The 15,029-nt window shown below is 70.6% G+C and carries 13 protein-coding genes; 2 read left to right on the top strand and 11 right to left on the bottom strand.

Going from position 1 to position 15,029, the window contains the following annotated elements:
• Window positions 1–197 precede the first annotated feature (197 nt).
• Window positions 198–2,258: a SpaA isopeptide-forming pilin-related protein gene (locus P5P86_RS07035; protein WP_280610601.1), complete on the top strand. Its 2,061-nt coding sequence runs from the start codon at window positions 198–200 to the stop codon at window positions 2,256–2,258.
• Between the two features lie 81 nt (window positions 2,259–2,339).
• On the opposite strand, the gene P5P86_RS07030 is transcribed toward P5P86_RS07035, so the two are convergent.
• The 9 genes from P5P86_RS07030 to P5P86_RS06990 form a co-directional block, all read right to left on the bottom strand.
• The gene (locus tag P5P86_RS07030) at window positions 2,340–4,004 is read right to left on the bottom strand and encodes an MDR family MFS transporter (protein ID WP_280610600.1); all 1,665 of its coding nucleotides are present in this window, start codon (window positions 4,002–4,004) and stop codon (window positions 2,340–2,342) included.
• Window positions 4,005–4,046: 42 nt separating this feature from the next.
• The gene (rodA, locus tag P5P86_RS07025; protein ID WP_280610599.1) at window positions 4,047–5,222 is read right to left on the bottom strand and encodes a rod shape-determining protein RodA; all 1,176 of its coding nucleotides are present in this window, start codon (window positions 5,220–5,222) and stop codon (window positions 4,047–4,049) included.
• Window positions 5,219–7,339 (bottom strand): penicillin-binding protein 2, encoded by a 2,121-nt coding sequence (gene mrdA / locus P5P86_RS07020; RefSeq protein WP_280610598.1) that lies wholly within the window; start codon window positions 7,337–7,339, stop codon window positions 5,219–5,221. The genes rodA and mrdA overlap by 4 nt, the downstream gene beginning before the upstream one ends.
• Before the next feature lie 10 nt (window positions 7,340–7,349).
• Entirely contained in the window at window positions 7,350–7,862 is a 513-nt protein-coding gene (gene mreD, locus P5P86_RS07015) for a rod shape-determining protein MreD (protein WP_280610597.1), read from the bottom strand.
• Window positions 7,859–8,800 carry a rod shape-determining protein MreC gene (gene mreC, locus P5P86_RS07010; protein ID WP_280610596.1) on the bottom strand — a complete coding sequence of 314 codons (942 nt, stop codon included), beginning with the start codon at window positions 8,798–8,800 and terminating at the stop codon, window positions 7,859–7,861. Before mreC ends, mreD begins: the two co-directional genes overlap by 4 nt.
• Window positions 8,800–9,828 carry a rod shape-determining protein gene (locus P5P86_RS07005; protein WP_446724924.1) on the bottom strand — a complete coding sequence of 343 codons (1,029 nt, stop codon included), beginning with the start codon at window positions 9,826–9,828 and terminating at the stop codon, window positions 8,800–8,802. Before P5P86_RS07005 ends, mreC begins: the two co-directional genes overlap by 1 nt.
• Before the next feature lie 164 nt (window positions 9,829–9,992).
• On the bottom strand, window positions 9,993–10,412 hold the full coding sequence (ndk, locus tag P5P86_RS07000) for a nucleoside-diphosphate kinase (protein WP_280610595.1): 420 nt from the start codon (window positions 10,410–10,412) through the stop codon (window positions 9,993–9,995).
• A gap of 28 nt (window positions 10,413–10,440) precedes the next feature.
• A complete protein-coding gene (locus P5P86_RS06995; RefSeq protein WP_280610594.1) occupies window positions 10,441–11,052 on the bottom strand; it encodes an FMN-binding negative transcriptional regulator in 612 nt (203 codons plus the stop codon).
• 1 nt (window position 11,053) lies between these two features.
• The gene (locus P5P86_RS06990) at window positions 11,054–11,722 is read right to left on the bottom strand and encodes a pyridoxamine 5'-phosphate oxidase family protein (protein ID WP_280610593.1); all 669 of its coding nucleotides are present in this window, start codon (window positions 11,720–11,722) and stop codon (window positions 11,054–11,056) included.
• A 70-nt stretch (window positions 11,723–11,792) separates the two neighbouring features.
• On the opposite strand from P5P86_RS06990, the gene pdxR reads away from it, so the two are divergent.
• Window positions 11,793–13,172 (top strand): MocR-like pyridoxine biosynthesis transcription factor PdxR, encoded by a 1,380-nt coding sequence (pdxR, locus tag P5P86_RS06985; RefSeq protein ID WP_280610592.1) that lies wholly within the window; start codon window positions 11,793–11,795, stop codon window positions 13,170–13,172.
• On the opposite strand, the gene P5P86_RS06980 is transcribed toward pdxR, so the two are convergent.
• Window positions 13,105–13,644: a DUF4233 domain-containing protein gene (locus P5P86_RS06980; protein WP_280610591.1), complete on the bottom strand. Its 540-nt coding sequence runs from the start codon at window positions 13,642–13,644 to the stop codon at window positions 13,105–13,107. The two genes, pdxR and P5P86_RS06980, sit on opposite strands and share 68 nt — an antisense overlap.
• Window positions 13,641–15,011: a bifunctional folylpolyglutamate synthase/dihydrofolate synthase gene (locus P5P86_RS06975; protein ID WP_280610590.1), complete on the bottom strand. Its 1,371-nt coding sequence runs from the start codon at window positions 15,009–15,011 to the stop codon at window positions 13,641–13,643. The genes P5P86_RS06980 and P5P86_RS06975 overlap by 4 nt, the downstream gene beginning before the upstream one ends.
• Window positions 15,012–15,029: the final 18 nt, after the last annotated feature.

The raw sequence follows: 15,029 nt of genomic DNA, 5'->3' as shown, positions 1-15,029 counted from the left end.
GGAGTACGCCGCGGGCCGAACCTGCGGCCCCGCGGGCTCGCATCCGCCCGCTTCGTCCCTGTGCGTTGAGTCACAGCGAGCCCACAGGTGGTTTAGACCACTGTCACAGATTAAGCCGATTTGCGTCGCCGACCCGCTTTTCCTCCCTACCGTCCAGCAGTCGGCCGTCTGGCCGACCCCACCTGCGAAGGACCCCCATGAAGATGATCAGATGGGCCGCTCCGGCGGCCCTGACGGTGGCATTGGTCGGCGCGCCGCTGACCTTGCTACCCACCGCCGCACAGGCCACCGGCGGCACCGACTCCCTGTCCGTGACCGTTGACGATTTCACTACCGGTGCCCCCCTGGGCGGCGTGAACGTCGAGCTCTACAGCACCGCGACCGGGGCGACGGTCGGCAACGCTCTCACCACTGACAGCTCCGGCAACGTCACGTTCGGCAACCTCGCCGACGGCAGCTACACCGCCAAGGCAGTCGCGACCTCGACCCACCATGACCAGTTCTCGGTGGTGGAGAACCTTGACGCTAACAACGCGAGCGCCGACGTCACCATCTCCCCCGTGAGCGTCGGCGCGTCGAGGGGCTCCCTCACCGGCACGGTGACGCAGGCGACGACCACCTACCTCTACGACTACGTCGCCGTCTATCCGGCGACTACGACCCAGACCCAGATCGCCAACAAGTCGGTCAACCCGGTCAGCACCTCCTGGGAGGCGACCGGATCGGACACGCCGACGACCTTGTCGACCACCTGGCGGTCGAGTATTCCCGTCGGCCAGTACAAGGTGGTCGCCTACGACGTGACCTCCGGAGGCGGCAGCTGCTGCCCCTCGAGCTACGCGACCGCGGTCTGGGCGGGCGCGCCGACGAGTGCCAACGATGCGGACCACGCGGCGATCTTCACCGTGAAGAGTGCCGCCGCGACGAACATCGGCAGCACCGCGCTCCCCGCGGCGGCCAACGTCATCACCACGCCGGAGATCGGCGGGACCGTCACCGGTGTCGGCGGCATCAAACTGGCCAGCGCCTCCTATCAGGACGATGTCGAGGTGATGCTCTACCGCCAGGACACCTCGAACAGCACCTGGAGCCAGGTCGCAGCCACCTGGACCGACGACAAGGGCACGTACTCGTTCTCGGGTCAGCCCGCCGGTACCTACACGCTGCGGGTCTGGGATCCCTCGGGTGAGTACGGCGACGAGTGGTTGGGGGGCACCGCCGTCGACAGCAGCGCCGTCCCGCCCGCAGGCGTCCCCACCTTCACCATCGACGGCACCACGCCGGTGACGAAGAACATCACCGCCAAGCAGACCACTCTCGACACCAGCTCGGGCCTGCACGGGACGATCACGGACGACGCCGGTAAGGCTCACCCGGGGCGCATCGATGTCTACGACGTCTACGGCTTCGAGGTCTGGGAGAGCCAGACCCGGCGAGACGGCACCTGGACCCTGCCGACGACGTCCCTCGCGCCCGGCCAGTACAAGGTCGAGGCCGCGGACTCCGACGATGTCAGCAGCTACTACGGCGGGAAGACCTTCAAGACCGCCTCCACGTTCACCGTCCCGGTGAAGGGCTCCGTCAGCGCCGGCGGCAGCAAGCTCCTGCGTTATGCCACGATCAGCGGCAAGATCACCCTTCCGGCCGTGAGCGGTACCGACGAGGGCCAGGTGTACTTGCAGCTCCTCGACGGCGACGGCTACGAGGTCGACAACACCGGCGCCAATGACGACGGTAGCTACAGCTTCGTTGAGCAGCCGGGCACCTACTACCTCGTTGCCTACGGCAGGCGCGACGCGTCGTGGGACGACACCGACGCGAACCTCTCCGAGGTCGACTTCGTCCCGCAGTTCTGGAAGGGCCGCTACACGCTCGCCTCGGCCACGCCGATCAAGCTCGGCTCCGGAGCCAAGGCAACGGTCAGCTACACCCTCGGTCGCACCCTGCTCGCCACCGCCGCCCCGACCATCAGCGGCAGTGCCACCCAGGGCGGCACGCTGACCGCGACGACCGGCACCTGGAACGTGACCCAGGACCTGGCCTACAGCTACACCTGGAAGCGCGGCGCCACCGTGCTCAGCCACGCGGCGTCGTACAAGCCCGTCGCCGCCGACCAGGGCCAGACGCTCACCGTGAGCGTCCAGGCGCGCGACACCAACGGCGACTACCTCTCCGGCAGCACCACGAAGAGCGTCAAGGTGGCAGCGGCACCGGTCAAGAAGCACCACCACAAGAAGCACAAGAAGCACAAGAAGTGACAGTTCGCTGATCCCTCAGCGCAACAACTCAGCGGCCCCCGGCGATCGCCGGGGGCCGCTGTCGTCGCTGGGACGCCGACGCTACTCCGCTGCGGCCGCGCGCTCGGCTGCGGCGGCCGAGGAGGCGGAGGTCGTGCGGAGCACGACCTCCGGCATCAGCAGCAGCACCAGGAACGCGACGATGCCGATGCCGCCGGTGATCCAGAAGACCTTGGTCATCGACTCGGTGAAGCCCACCTTGAACGGGTGCGCGATCTGAGGGCTCATCTTGTTGATGATCGAGGAGTCCTTGTTGAACTCCTCGGTGACCTTCGGGTCCCCGGCCAGGACCTCCTTGTCGAGCGTGTTCGGGACCAGCTGGCCGGACTGGACGGCGGCCTGGATCTTCGGGGAGTCGTCGTGGAAGGCGGTCGCGATGTCGCCGCCGACGCTGCCGAACAGGATCGAGAGGAAGACCGCGACGCCGATGGTGCCGCCCATCTGCCGGAAGAAGGTGGCGGAGGCGGTGGCGACACCGATCTCCTGCGGCGGTACGGCGCTCTGCACCGTGAGGATGAGCGGCTGCATGCAGTTGCCGACGCCGTACCCGACGATGAGCATGAAGACCATCACCAGCACCAGCGGCGTGCCTGCGCTGACCTGGGTGAGCAGGAAGAACCCGACCGCCATGATCAGCGAGCCGGCGATCGGGAACATCCGCGGCCGGCCGGTCTTGGAGGTGATCTTGCCGGAGATCATCGCCGCCGACATCAGGCCGAGCACCATCGGCAGCATCAGCAGTCCCGACTCGGTCGGCGAGGCACCGTGCACGATCTGCAGGTAGAGCGGCAGCATCATCATGCCGCCGAAGAGCGCCATGCCGACCAGCACGCTGGCCACTACCGTCACCCAGGCCGCCCGGATCCGGAACAGTCGCAGCGGGATGAGCGCGTTGTCCTTCATGTAGGCCTCGGCCGCCACGAACATCACCAGGCCGGCCGCGCCGACGACGAAGCAGAGGATCGCCTTGGTCGAGCTCCAGCCCCAGCCCTGGCCCTGCTCGGCGACGGTCAGCAGGGGCACCAGGCAGATCACGAGCGCGATGGCGCCCAGGAAGTCGATCCGGGCCTGCCGCTTGACATGGTGGACGTGCAACGTGCGGAAGACGACGATGAGCGCGACGATGCCGATCGGCACGTTGACCAGGAAGACCCAGCGCCAGCCGGCGATGCCCAGGATCGAGGAGGCGCCGGCGAAGAAGCCGCCGATGACCGGACCGAGCACGCTCGAGGTGCCGAAGGTGGCCATGAAGTAGCCGGTGTACTTGGCGCGCTCACGCGGGCTGACGATGTCACCGATGATCGCCAGCACGAGGGTGAACAGACCACCGGCGCCCAGCCCCTGGAAGGCCCGGAACGCGGCCAGCTCGTACATCGAGGTGGAGAACGTGCACAGCACGGAGCCGATGACGAAGATGCTGATCGCGAACATGAACAGCTTCTTGCGGCCCCACAGGTCGCCGAGCTTGCCGTAGATCGGCGTGGTGATCGTGGAGGTGATCAGGTAGGCGGTGGTCACCCACGCCTGGGCGTCGAGACCGTGCAGGTCGTCGGCGATGGTGCGGATCGAGGTGCTGACGATGGTCTGGTCCAGCGAGCCCAGGAACATCCCGAGCAGGAGGCCCGTGAGGATCGTCAGGATCTGCTTGTGGCTGTACTCCCCTGGCGCGGCGTGGCCGGCGGGTGCGGTAGAAGCGTTGGTTGTCATTGACAACTAAGTTACCGCCAGTCGCCGGGCGGAACCAAACGCTCAGCGTACGGCGAGCAGCCCCGGCGTGCTCGCCCGGCGCACCGCCGCCGGCGCCACCGTCCGGGCGTGGATGTTCTGCAGCAGCCCGATCGCCAGCATCCCCGCGAACATCGAGGAGCCGCCGTAGGAGACGAACGGCAGGGGCACCCCGGTGACCGGCATGATGCCCAGACACATGCCGATGTTCTGGAAGGCCTGGAAGCCGATCCAGCAGGCGACACCGGCGGCGGCGACCCGGCCGAAGAGGTCGTCGGTGCGAGCCGCGATCCGCAGCGCCCGCCACAGCACGATCCCCAGCAGCCCGATCAGCAGCAGTGAGCCCACCAGGCCGAGCTCCTCGCCCGCGACGGTGAAGATGAAGTCGGTGTGCTGCTCGGGCACGTACTGCCCCTGGGTGACTCGGCCCTGGAACAGGCCCTGTCCGAAGAGGCCACCGTTGCCGATGGCGATGCGCGCCTGCTGGACGTTGTAGCCGGCGCCCTTCGGGTCGAGCGAGGGATCGGTGAACGCCATGAAGCGGTGGATCTGGTACGGCTTGAGCAGGCCCGCGGCGACGACCGCGGCGGCTGCGGCCACGCCGCCGGCGAACAGCAGCGCGAGCCAGCGCCGCGGCGTGCCGGCCGCGGCCAGGACACCGAAGACGGTGGCGGAGAGCACCAGCAGCGTGCCGAGATCGGGCTGCAGGATGATCAGCGCCGCGGGCACCGCGGCGACCAGCAGCATCAGCCCGACGTCGCGACCACCCACCCGAGCCCGCCAGCGGCCCTCCGTCCGTTCGGCCAGCACCAGCGCCATCCCGATCACCACCGCGAGCTTGGCGAACTCCGAGGGCTGGATCGACATCCCGCCGACGTCGATCCACGATCGCGAGCCGTTGATCGTGCTGCCCATCACCAGGACCAGCACGAGCCCAGCGAGCGAGCCGACGTAGACGAGCGGCGCCACGATCCGCACCCAGCGGTGGTCGGTGGCGCACACCGCTGCCATCAGGCCCAGCCCGATGACGACGTTGACCAGGTGCTTGCGCGCGAAGGCGGTGCTGTCGCCGCCGGTGAGGCTCGTGCGGTGCTCGGTCGCCGACCACACCAGCAGCGTGGAGAGCACCAGCAGGGCCAGGACGGCGACCATCAGCACCCAGTCCATCCTGCCGATCGGGCGCAGCTGCACACGGTTCACTTCCTCGTCCCCTTCCTCTGCTTCGCCGGCGGCAGGATCGAGCCGTCCTGGGCGAAGGTGGGCAGTGCCTTGGGCGGCGTCACGCCCGGGATCGCGGCCTTGGCGGTGTCGACGGTCTGGGTGCCGGTCTCGTCGCCCTGGACGCCGTACAGGCTCTCCCACACCTTGCGCACCGCCGGGCCGGAGGTCCCCGAGCCGGTACCGGCCTGGGTCACGACCATGATGACGACGTAGTTCTTGTCGTAGGTGGCCACCCACGAGGTCGACTGCTTGCCCTCCACCTCGGCCGAGCCGGTCTTGCCGCGCAGGTGGATCTCGCCGAGCGGGAAGCCGCCGAACTTCCAGGCCAGCGTTCCGTTGAAGCCGCTGTGCGGGACCATCGTGCCGAGCAGCGCGGTGTTCACGTAGTCGATCGCCTTCTTGCTCACCGCGACGTGTCGCACGACCTTGGGCTGGATCTTCTTCAGCACGGTGCCGTCGGGGGCGACGATGGCCTTGCCGATGGTCGGCTGGTAGAGCGTGCCGCCGTTGGCCAGCGCGCTGTAGGCGCGGGCCAGCTGTAGCGGGGTGACCATGGTGTCGCCCTGGCCGATGGTGAAGTTGGCCGCGTCGCCCTGCCGGAAGTAGTTGCCCTGCAGGCAGAACTCGTGCGCGAACAGCTTGAGGAAGGGCGTCGTGGCGGTGCCCTTCTCATCCATCGTGCAGTAGTAGCCCTTCATCGCCTTGAAGTACGACGCCTTCCACTGCCGGTCACCGACCCGGCCGCTGGCCTCGCCCGGGATGTCGATGCCGGTCGGCTTCCCGAAGCCGAAGCTCTTGGCGGCCGTGGCCAGCGGGTCCTTGGCGTTCGCGTTCGCCGGGTCGGAGCCGTACTTGTTCCAGAAATGCAGGCCCACCTGGTAGAAGAACGTGTCGCAGGAGACGTTGAGCGCCTCGGCGAAGGTGATCGAGCCGTAGGACTCCGACTCGTAGTTCTTGAAGTATCGGTTGCCGATCTGCAGGCCCGGGCCGCAGGTGAAGTGCTGGTCGGTCGGCAGGCCGGCGGTGATCGCGCCCGTGGTCATGAACGGCTTCCAGGTCGAGCCCGGCGCGAACTGGCCCTGGGTCGCCCGGCTCAGCAGCGGGTTGTCGGCCTGCTTGGAGTAGAGCGCGTCCAGCTGCTTCTGGCTGATGCCGCCGACCCACTCCTCGGGGTCGTAGGTCGGCTCGCTCGCCATCGCCACCACCCGCCCGGTCTTGGCCTCCATCACCACCATCGCACCGGAGTCAGCGACATAGTTCTTGTGCGTGACAGGGTCGTAGGTGGCGCGGGCGGTGGTGATCGCCTGGTGGAGATCCTGCTCGGCGGCCGCCTGGACCTTGGCGTCGATGCTGGTCACCAGGGTGTCGCCGGGCTGGGCCGCGACAGCGCTGGAGTCACCCAGCTCGCGGCCGAGGGAGTCGACGGTGACCGAGGTGGAGCCGGGCATGCCGCGCAGCCATCTGTCGTACTCCTTCTCCACGCCGGCGCGACCGACCTCGGAGGTGGCGTTGAGCGAGTGGTCCTTGTCCTTCTTGGCCTGGTCGTACTCCTGGGAGGTGATCGGGCTCAGGTAGCCCAGGATCCCGGCGGCGTTGACGCCGTACGGCTGCGGGTAGCTGCGCACCGTCTGCTGGTCGGCGACCACGCCCGGGTAGTCCTCGGGCTGCTCGAGGATCTGCAGGGCGACCTGCTGCTTGACATCCTCGGCGATCGGGACCGGCTGGTAGGCCGACCCGTTCCAGGTGCTCAGCGTCTTCTTGACCGCCGACACCTTCTGGCCGGTGACCTTGGCGACCCGGGCGAGCAGCGTGCCCTGGTCGGCATCGGAGAGGTTGCCCAGCGTGGTCTTGTCGATGCTGACCACCCAGGAGGTGCGGTTGGAGACCAGCGGCCGGCCCATGTCGTCGACGATGAGACCCCGGGTGGGTTGCTGGACCACCTCGCGCACCGACTGCGAGGCAGCCTGGGCGCGATAGGACGATCCGTGCGCCACCTGGACGTACCAGAGCCGGACGCCGAGCGTGGCGAACAACGAGAAGACCAGCGCCTGCAGCACGATCAGGCGCAGGCGGCTGGTGCGGTTGGCCGGGTTCATCGCAACCGCCTCATCGCGCCCTCAGGGCCTCGGCTCGGCCGTAGAGCGCCAGCAGGGCCGGGAGCACGAGCGGGGTCAGCAGCACGTCCCAGACCAGGCCGATGCCGATCACTCGGAGGACCTCGCCGAAGCCGAGCGCCGGGTCGCGCAGCACCATCCCGCTCAGGCCGAAGACGGTGGTGGCGACCAGCGAGCAGGCCGCCATCGTCGCCATCACCGCGACCACGCTTGCTCGGCCCGCGTCCTGCCGGACACGACCGGCGACGTACCCGGCGATCATCAGGGCGAGCGCCCAGCGGCCGGCGAGGTGGTCGGCCGGTGGCGCGAGGTCCATCAGCAGGCCGGCGGCGAAGCCGAGCACCATCCCGGTCTGGCAGCCGCGCGAGAGCGCCGCCGCGACAACGACCATGAGGACGAGGTCGGGCACGACGCCCTGCCACGCGAAGGCGTCGAACAGGCTGACCTGGAGCAGCAGCGCCACCGCGACGAGCAGGCCGCTCATCGCCATCCATCGCCCGGTCATCGCTTGAGGCTCCCGTCGGCGTCGATGATCGCGCGGTCGCTCTTGGTGCCGCTGGGCACCACGACGCCGACCAGGTCGAGGGCGCCGAAGTCGACATAGGGCCGCACGGCGGCGGTCTTGGAGGAGTCCCGCACGCTGGAGTAGACCGAGGTGACCTGGCCGATGGGGACGCCCGAGACGTACGGCGCGTCCTTCGTCGACCCCCACGTCACCACGGTGTCGCCGGCGGCGGGGGTGGCGCTCTGGTCGATGAGCTGCAGCTCGAGCGAGCCGCCGTCGAGCTGGCCGTCGCCGCGCACGAAGCCGACCTTCATCGAGGAGCTCGCCCGGCCGCCGACGGTGGAGTCGCCGTCGACGATGAGCAGAACGGTGGCGGTCGTGCTGGTCACACGCAGGACCCGACCGACCAGCCCCTGGGCGGCGACGACCGTCATGTCGGGCTTGATCCCGGAGGCCGAACCCGCGTCGATGGTGGCGGTGCGGTGGAAGGACTGGGCCGGCCCGAGCGCCACGACGTGGGTCGGCACGACCGCGTAGCCGATGTTCTCGGCGGCCTTGGTGAGCCCGTCGTACTCGGCCAGCCGGTTGCGGTCGTAGGCGCTGGTGCGCACCTGCTGCTCGAGCTTGGCGTTCTCGGCCTTGAGCTCGGCCAGGTCGCTCTTCATGCCGCTGCGCGTCCGGAACCAGCCCGGGACCGAGGTCACCGGCCGGGCGACGGTGGAGACCGCCGACTCGGCCGGTCCGAAGACCTCGCCGATCAGCCGGCGGGCGGGATCCAGGGCACCCCCCGTCTTGTCCAGGGTGAGCAGGGTGGCACAGGCCAGGACGAGCGCGACAGCGGTCGAACGACGCGGCGAGCGCGGGTCGCGCGGCTCGAGGCTGCCGCGGCGGTTGATCCCTTCCCGGCGGACCACCGGGCGGAGCTGCTGCTGCGTCATCACCACCGCCGCGTCTCGGTGACGAGCACCTTCTGCAGCGCCTCGAACTCCTCCACGCAGCGACCCGCGCCGAGTGCGACCGAGGTCAGCGGGCCGTCGGCGAGGTGCACCGGCATGCCGGTCTCGTGCCGGATCCGCTCGTCGAGTCCCTTGAGCAGCGCTCCGCCGCCGGTGAGCACGATGCCGCGGTCCATGATGTCCCCGGCCAGCTCGGGCGGGGTCTGGTCCAGCGTCGCACGGACCGCGTCGACGATGCCGCTGATCGGCTCCTCCAGCGCGGCCCGGATGTCGGCGCTGGAGACCGTCACGGTGCGCGGCAGGCCGCTGACCATGTCGCGGCCCCGGATCTCGGCCTCCGGCTCCTCCGCTGCGGGCCACGCCGAGCCGAGGCTCATCTTGACCTCCTCGGCGGTCCGCTCGCCGAGCAGCAGGGCGTGCTCCTTCTTCATCCACTGCACGATCGCGTTGTCGAGGTCGTCACCGGCGGTGCGCACCGACAGGGAGGTGACGATGCCACCGAGGCTGATGACGGCGACCTCCGTCGTGCCGCCGCCGACGTCGACGACCATGTTGCCGGTGGGCAGGTGGACCGGCAGGCCCGCTCCGATCGCCGCGGCCATCGGCTCCTCGACGATGTAGACCCGGCGTGCACCGGCCTGGTAGCCGGCCTCCTTCACGGCCCGGGTCTCGACGGCCGTGATGCCGCTGGGCACGCAGATCACCATCCGCGGCTTGGCGAAGTAGCGGCGGCGGTGGACCTGCTGGATGAAGTAGCGCAGCATCTGCTCGGTCGCCTCGAAGTCGGCGATGACGCCGTCCTTGAGGGGGCGCAGCGCGGTGATGTTGTCCGGCGTACGGCCCAGCATCCGCTTCGCCTCGTGCCCGACGGCGAGCACCTCGCCGGTGGTCTGGTTGAGCGCGACGACGCTCGGCTCGTCGACCAGCACGCCACGGCCGCGCACGTAGACGAGCGTGTTGGCGGTGCCGAGGTCGACGGCCATGTCACGACCGATCAAGCTGTTCGCCACGGGTCTGCCTCGCTTGGGGAAGGAGCGGGCAGAGCCCCGGTACGGCGCTACCCGCTGACGAGGTTATGCGGCGTGACGGGTGATTCTGGTGAGGCACGCCGGGCCGGTGAGTCGGGTGTGACTACTCCACCTCAGCGCCCGCGACCCGTCGTCGTACGCCCACGTCACAGAGCGGGGAACCAGATCCCGATCTCGCGCTCGGCCGACTCCGGAGCATCCGAGCCGTGCACGAGGTTCTGCTGCACCGCCAGACCCCAGTCGCGGCCCAGGTCACCGCGGATCGTGCCGGGGGCGGCCGTCGTGGGGTCGGTCGTGCCGGCCAGGGACCGGAAGCCCTCGATCACGCGCTCACCCTCGATCACGAGCGCGGCAACGGGGCCGGAGAGCATGAACTCGACCAGCGGCTCGTAGAAGGGCTTGCCCTCGTGCTCGGCATAGTGCTGGGCGAGCAGCTCCGGCGTCGCGGTGCGCAGCTCCAGCGCGACCAGGGTGTAGCCCTTCGCCTCGATGCGACGGATCACCTCGCCGGTGAGGCCGCGGCGGACACCGTCGGGCTTGACGAGGACGAGGGTGCGCTGAGTCATGGCGCCGAGGTTAACCGGGCGGCCTGCCTCACGCGAAGTCGGCCTCACCCCGGCGCATCGCCTCCGCGACCGGATGCTCGCCCAGCCCCTCGATGACACCGCGCCGGTCAGCCTCGGAGCGGTTCTGGGACAGCTTCGCCTTCGCCTCGATCCGCTCCACCCGCAGCTCCACGCCGACGATCGCCCGGAGCATGCCGTCGACATAGCCGGCGGGCGCGTCCGAGACCCGCCACCGGTCGACGAGCCCGGCCTCGTGCCGGTCGGTCAGCGCCGTCACCGCCTCTCGCAGCCATCCGGCGTCCTCGATCACGCGGGCCGTGCCCCTCAGGTGGACCGAGGAGTAGTTCCAGGTCGGAACCACCTTGCCGTGCTCCCCCTTCGCGGGGTACCAGCCCGGATGGACGTAGGCCTGCGGTCCGGTGCAGACGAGCAGCGCAGGCGCACCATCGCCGAGGGCGCGCCAGTGGGGGTTGGCTCGCGCCAGGTGGGCCACCACCAGGTCGCCCCGCCAGAGCACCGGCAGCAGGGTGGCGAGCGGGTAGCCGTCGGGCCCGGTGCTCACGAGCTCACCGGCACCGACCTCCGCGACCAGGGCCCGTGCCCAGGACTCGTCGGCGGCGTTGAAGCGCGGGACGTACACCTCAGCCCAACGCCTCGGCACGCGCCCTGACGTCGGCAGGCACCGCGCTGTGCGAGTCTGGCGAGGTCACCACGCCGGCACTGATCCGGCGCAGCGGGATCACACCGGCCCAGATCCCGGCGGCCACATCCTCGGGTTCGTCCTCGGGACCGCCGGCGCGCTGCTTCATGCTCGCCTCGGCCATCGGGAGCGCGAGCACGACCGTCGCCGCCAGCTCCTTGCGGGTGGGCTCGCGCAGGGTGGCGGCTCGACCGGGGACCATCTGATCGACGATCAGATCCAGCGCCCGACGCCGCTCGGCCGGGTCGTCGACGCGCCGCGGCGTACCGATGATCACGGCGCTGCGGTAGTTCATCGAATGGTTGAAGCCGCTTCGCGCGGCGACCAGGCCGTCCAGCTCGGTGAGGGTGACGCAGACGTCCCCGGCCAGCGCCGCTGCGAGCCAACCGGCCGCCACCGAGCCGTGCAGGTAGAGCGTGCCGCCGTCGTCCGGCCCGTCGAGATCCACGCCGTACGCCGTCGGCAGCACCACCGGGTGGGTGCCCATGGCGACGCCGAGGTGCGCGACCAGCCCGTCGGCGAGGAGCCGGTGCAGGCTCGCGCGATCGGCGACCGCGCGCTCCTTCTCCCGGCCGACGGTGGTGCGTGGGGTGGGTGAGAGCGTGGACATGGTCCTATCCTCGACCGGAAGTGGCCTGGACACACGGGCCAATCCGTCGCTATTCGAACAGGACACCAGGGTGAGCACGCTGCCGCTGCGGCTGGATCGCACCGCCGCCGTGCCGATGCCGGCGCAGCTCGCCACGCAGGTCCGCTCGCTGATCGTCGGCGGCACCCTCCTGCGCGGCGACCGGCTGCCGTCGAGCCGGGCGCTCGCCGCCGACCTCGTGGTCTCGCGGGCCGTGGTCGAGCAGGGATACGAACAGCTGGTGGCGGAGGGCTGGCTGGAGACCCGCCGCGGCGCCGGCACCTTCGTCGCCTCCGGCGGCCTGGCGCCGCCACCGGCGGCGACCCGGCCGTCCCGCCGTCCGGTCGAGCGACCCCTGGTCCTCCTCGACACCGGCACGCCGTGGATCGACCCGCGCCAGCGCGCCGGGTGGCGGCGCGCCTGGCGCGAGGTCTCGGCCGTCGCTCCGCCGCCCGGGTACGACGACCCGCGCGGCCTGCCCGAGCTGCGCGTCGCCCTGGCCGACCGGCTCGGCCGCACCCGCGGCCTCGTGGTCGAGCCTGACGAGATCGTGGTGACGGCCGGCACCGGCGATGGCCTGCGCCAGCTGCTGCGGGTGCTGCCGCCCGGACCGATCGGCGTCGAGGACCCGGGCTACCGCGCCGCTGCGGCGACCGTCGCCGACGCCGGCCGGGCGACGGTCGACGTCCCCGCGGCCGCACCGATCACGTCGGTGCGCGGGCTCGCCGGGATCTACGTCACCCCGGCGCACCAGCACCCGCTGGGCCGGGTCATGCCGGCGGCCGAGCGCCTCGACCTGCTCGCCGCGGCCCGGGCGGCGGACGCCATCGTGATCGAGGACGACTACGACTCGGAGTTCCGCTACGACGTCGCCCCCGTCCCGGCGCTCGCCAGCCTGGACCGCGAGCGGGTCGCCTATCTCGGAACAGCGGCCAAGGCAGTGGCGCCGGCGCTGCGGCTGGGCTGGCTGGTCGTACCGCCCGCGCTCGCCGGCCCGCTGCAGGAGCACCGCCTGGTCACGCACGACGGTGCCTCCTGGCCGGCCCAGCGGGCACTGCTCACGCTGCTGCGCGACGGCTGGGTCGACAAGGTGGTCAGGGCCGCGCGGCGCACCTACGCCGAGCGGGCACCACGGGTCGCCGCGGCGCTCTCGCCGTACGCCGAGCTGGCCGGCCCGCTGGCCGGGATGTACTCGACCTGGCTGATGCCCGAGGATCGGGCCGTGGCGGCCCGCGACGCCGCCCTGGCAGCGGGGTTTCAGGTCGGGCTCCTCAGCAGCTATGCGCGCAGCAGCGGCCACACCGGACTGGTGATCGGGTTCGGCGGGGTCAGCGACGCCGAGCTGGACGCGGCGCTGGCAGTGCTCACTCGCGCGCTGGCGGTCGGTGGGCCTGCACGGCCCGATCCTGCGCCGCCTGCTCCTCGGGACTGAGCCGGTCGTAGGCCGCGTAGGCGGCCGCCTTCTCCCGCTCGATCTTGCTGGAGAGCGCCATCGCGCCCCACCACAGCACCAGGAAGATGATGCCGAGCACGAACATCATGTGGACCACGAGGCCGAGCGCCAGCGAGACGACCTGGACCAGCCAGCCGGCGGCGTAGGCCCATCGCCGGCGCAGCATGCCGGAGAGCAGGATGCAGACCAGGCACAGCCCGACACCGATCGGCACCGCCGCACGCCACGACACGTTGCCGATCGAGATCATCACCGGCGTGGTCAGCGCGAGCACGATGCCCTGCAGCACCAGGATCGCCGCCGCCATGCTCCGGCGCGGCGAGGTGTCGCGGTCGTCGGCGTAGACGACGGCGTCCTCAGCGGCGTCCTCGGCGGCGTCCTCGGCGGCGTACTCGGCTGCGTCCCCGACGGCGTCCCCGGCGGCGTCCTGCGGGTCGGGCTGCTCGCTCATCGGCTCCCCTTGCGGCGCAGCAACGCGCGGGCCTCGCCGACCGTGACGACCGAGCCGGTGACGAGCACGGCGCCAGCGCTGATCGAGCTGTCGGACTCCTCGGCGATCGCGGCCGCGGCATCGATGGCGTCGTCGAGGCGCGGTACGACGGAGACGCGCTCCTCGCCGTACATCTCGATCGCGATTTGGCCCAGCCGCCGGGCCGACATCGCCCGCTCGGTGCTGTTCTGCGTGACGACGAGGTGGGACAGGTGCGGCTCGAAGACAGCCAGCACCCCTTCGACGTCCTTGTCACCCATCACGCCGATCACGCCGATCACGTGATCGAAGCTGAAGCTGTCCTCCAGTGCGGCGGCGGTCGCCTCCGCGCCGTGCGGATTGTGCGCCGCGTCGAGCAGGATGGTCGGGCTGCTGCGCACGATCTCCAGCCGGCCCGGCGAGCTGACCCGACCGAACGCGTCGCTCACGACCTCGGCGGAGAGCGGCTGCCCCTGCTGGTCGGGCGGGGCGAGCAGCGACTCGACCGCTGCCAGGGCGAGCGCCGCGTTCTGCGCCTGGTGGGCGCCGTACAGGGGCACGAAGACCTCGTCGTAGGTGCCGTGCAGCCCGCGCAGGCTCAGCACCTGTCCGCCGACGGCGGGCGAGCGGGCCAGGACGCCGAAGTCGACATCCTCCTCCACGACGGTGGCACCGACCTCGGCAGCGCGGGCGAGCAACACCTCGCGCACCTCGGGCAGCTGCTTGGCTGTCACGACGGTCGCGCCGGGCTTGATGATGCCGGCCTTCTCCTGGGCGATCGCGACGGGCGTGTCGCCCAGGTACTGCGCGTGATCCAGGGCGATCGGGGTGATCACCGCGACCTGGCCGTCCGCGACGTTGGTGGCGTCCCACGAGCCGCCCATGCCGACCTCGACCACAGCCACGTCGACGGGCGCCTCGGCGAACTTCGCGAACGCCATCCCCACCACTGTCTCGAAGAAGGAGAGCGGATGGGGCTGGTCCTCGTCGACCAGGTGGGTGTAGGGCGCGACCTCGTTGTAGGCGGCGACGAACTCCTCATCGCTCAACGGCTCGCCGTCGACGCTGATCCGCTCGTTGATCCGCTCGACGTGGGGGCTGGTGAAGCGGCCGGTGCGCAGGTCGAGGGCACCGAGGAGGGTCTCGACCATCCTCGCGGTCGAGGTCTTGCCGTTCGTGCCGGTCAGGTGGATCACCTGGTAGGCGTGCTGCGGGTCGCCGAGCAGCTCGGTGAAGGCGCGGATCCGGTCGAGACTGGGCTCCAGTCGGGTCTCGGGCCAGCGGGACAGCAACGCGTCCTGGGCCTCATCGATCGTCTGGGCCGGTCGGGCCTGGGGTGTCTCGCTCATCGCCCCACGATCCTAGTC

The organism is Nocardioides sp. BP30, assembly GCF_029873215.1.
Classification (GTDB): Bacteria; Actinomycetota; Actinomycetes; order Propionibacteriales; family Nocardioidaceae; genus Nocardioides.
The sequence above is the reverse complement of the archived record's forward strand: the minus strand, read 5'-3'. Positions and strand labels throughout refer to the sequence as shown.

What these genes read in the sequence shown, in the direction of transcription:
- mrdA (WP_280610598.1), bottom strand. Translation starts at nt 7,339, where the DNA reads ATGAACCCGGCCAACCGCACCAGCCGCCTGCGCCTGATCGTGCTGCAG.
- mreD (WP_280610597.1), bottom strand. Translation starts at nt 7,862, where the DNA reads ATGACCGGGCGATGGATGGCGATGAGCGGCCTGCTCGTCGCGGTGGCG.
- ndk (WP_280610595.1), bottom strand. Translation starts at nt 10,412, where the DNA reads ATGACTCAGCGCACCCTCGTCCTCGTCAAGCCCGACGGTGTCCGCCGC.
- P5P86_RS06990 (WP_280610593.1), bottom strand. Translation starts at nt 11,722, where the DNA reads ATGTCCACGCTCTCACCCACCCCACGCACCACCGTCGGCCGGGAGAAG.
- P5P86_RS06980 (WP_280610591.1), bottom strand. Translation starts at nt 13,644, where the DNA reads ATGAGCGAGCAGCCCGACCCGCAGGACGCCGCCGGGGACGCCGTCGGG.
- P5P86_RS07035 (WP_280610601.1), top strand. Translation starts at nt 198, where the DNA reads ATGAAGATGATCAGATGGGCCGCTCCGGCGGCCCTGACGGTGGCATTG.
- P5P86_RS07030 (WP_280610600.1), bottom strand. Translation starts at nt 4,004, where the DNA reads ATGACAACCAACGCTTCTACCGCACCCGCCGGCCACGCCGCGCCAGGG.
- mreC (WP_280610596.1), bottom strand. Translation starts at nt 8,800, where the DNA reads ATGACGCAGCAGCAGCTCCGCCCGGTGGTCCGCCGGGAAGGGATCAAC.
- P5P86_RS06975 (WP_280610590.1), bottom strand. Translation starts at nt 15,011, where the DNA reads ATGAGCGAGACACCCCAGGCCCGACCGGCCCAGACGATCGATGAGGCC.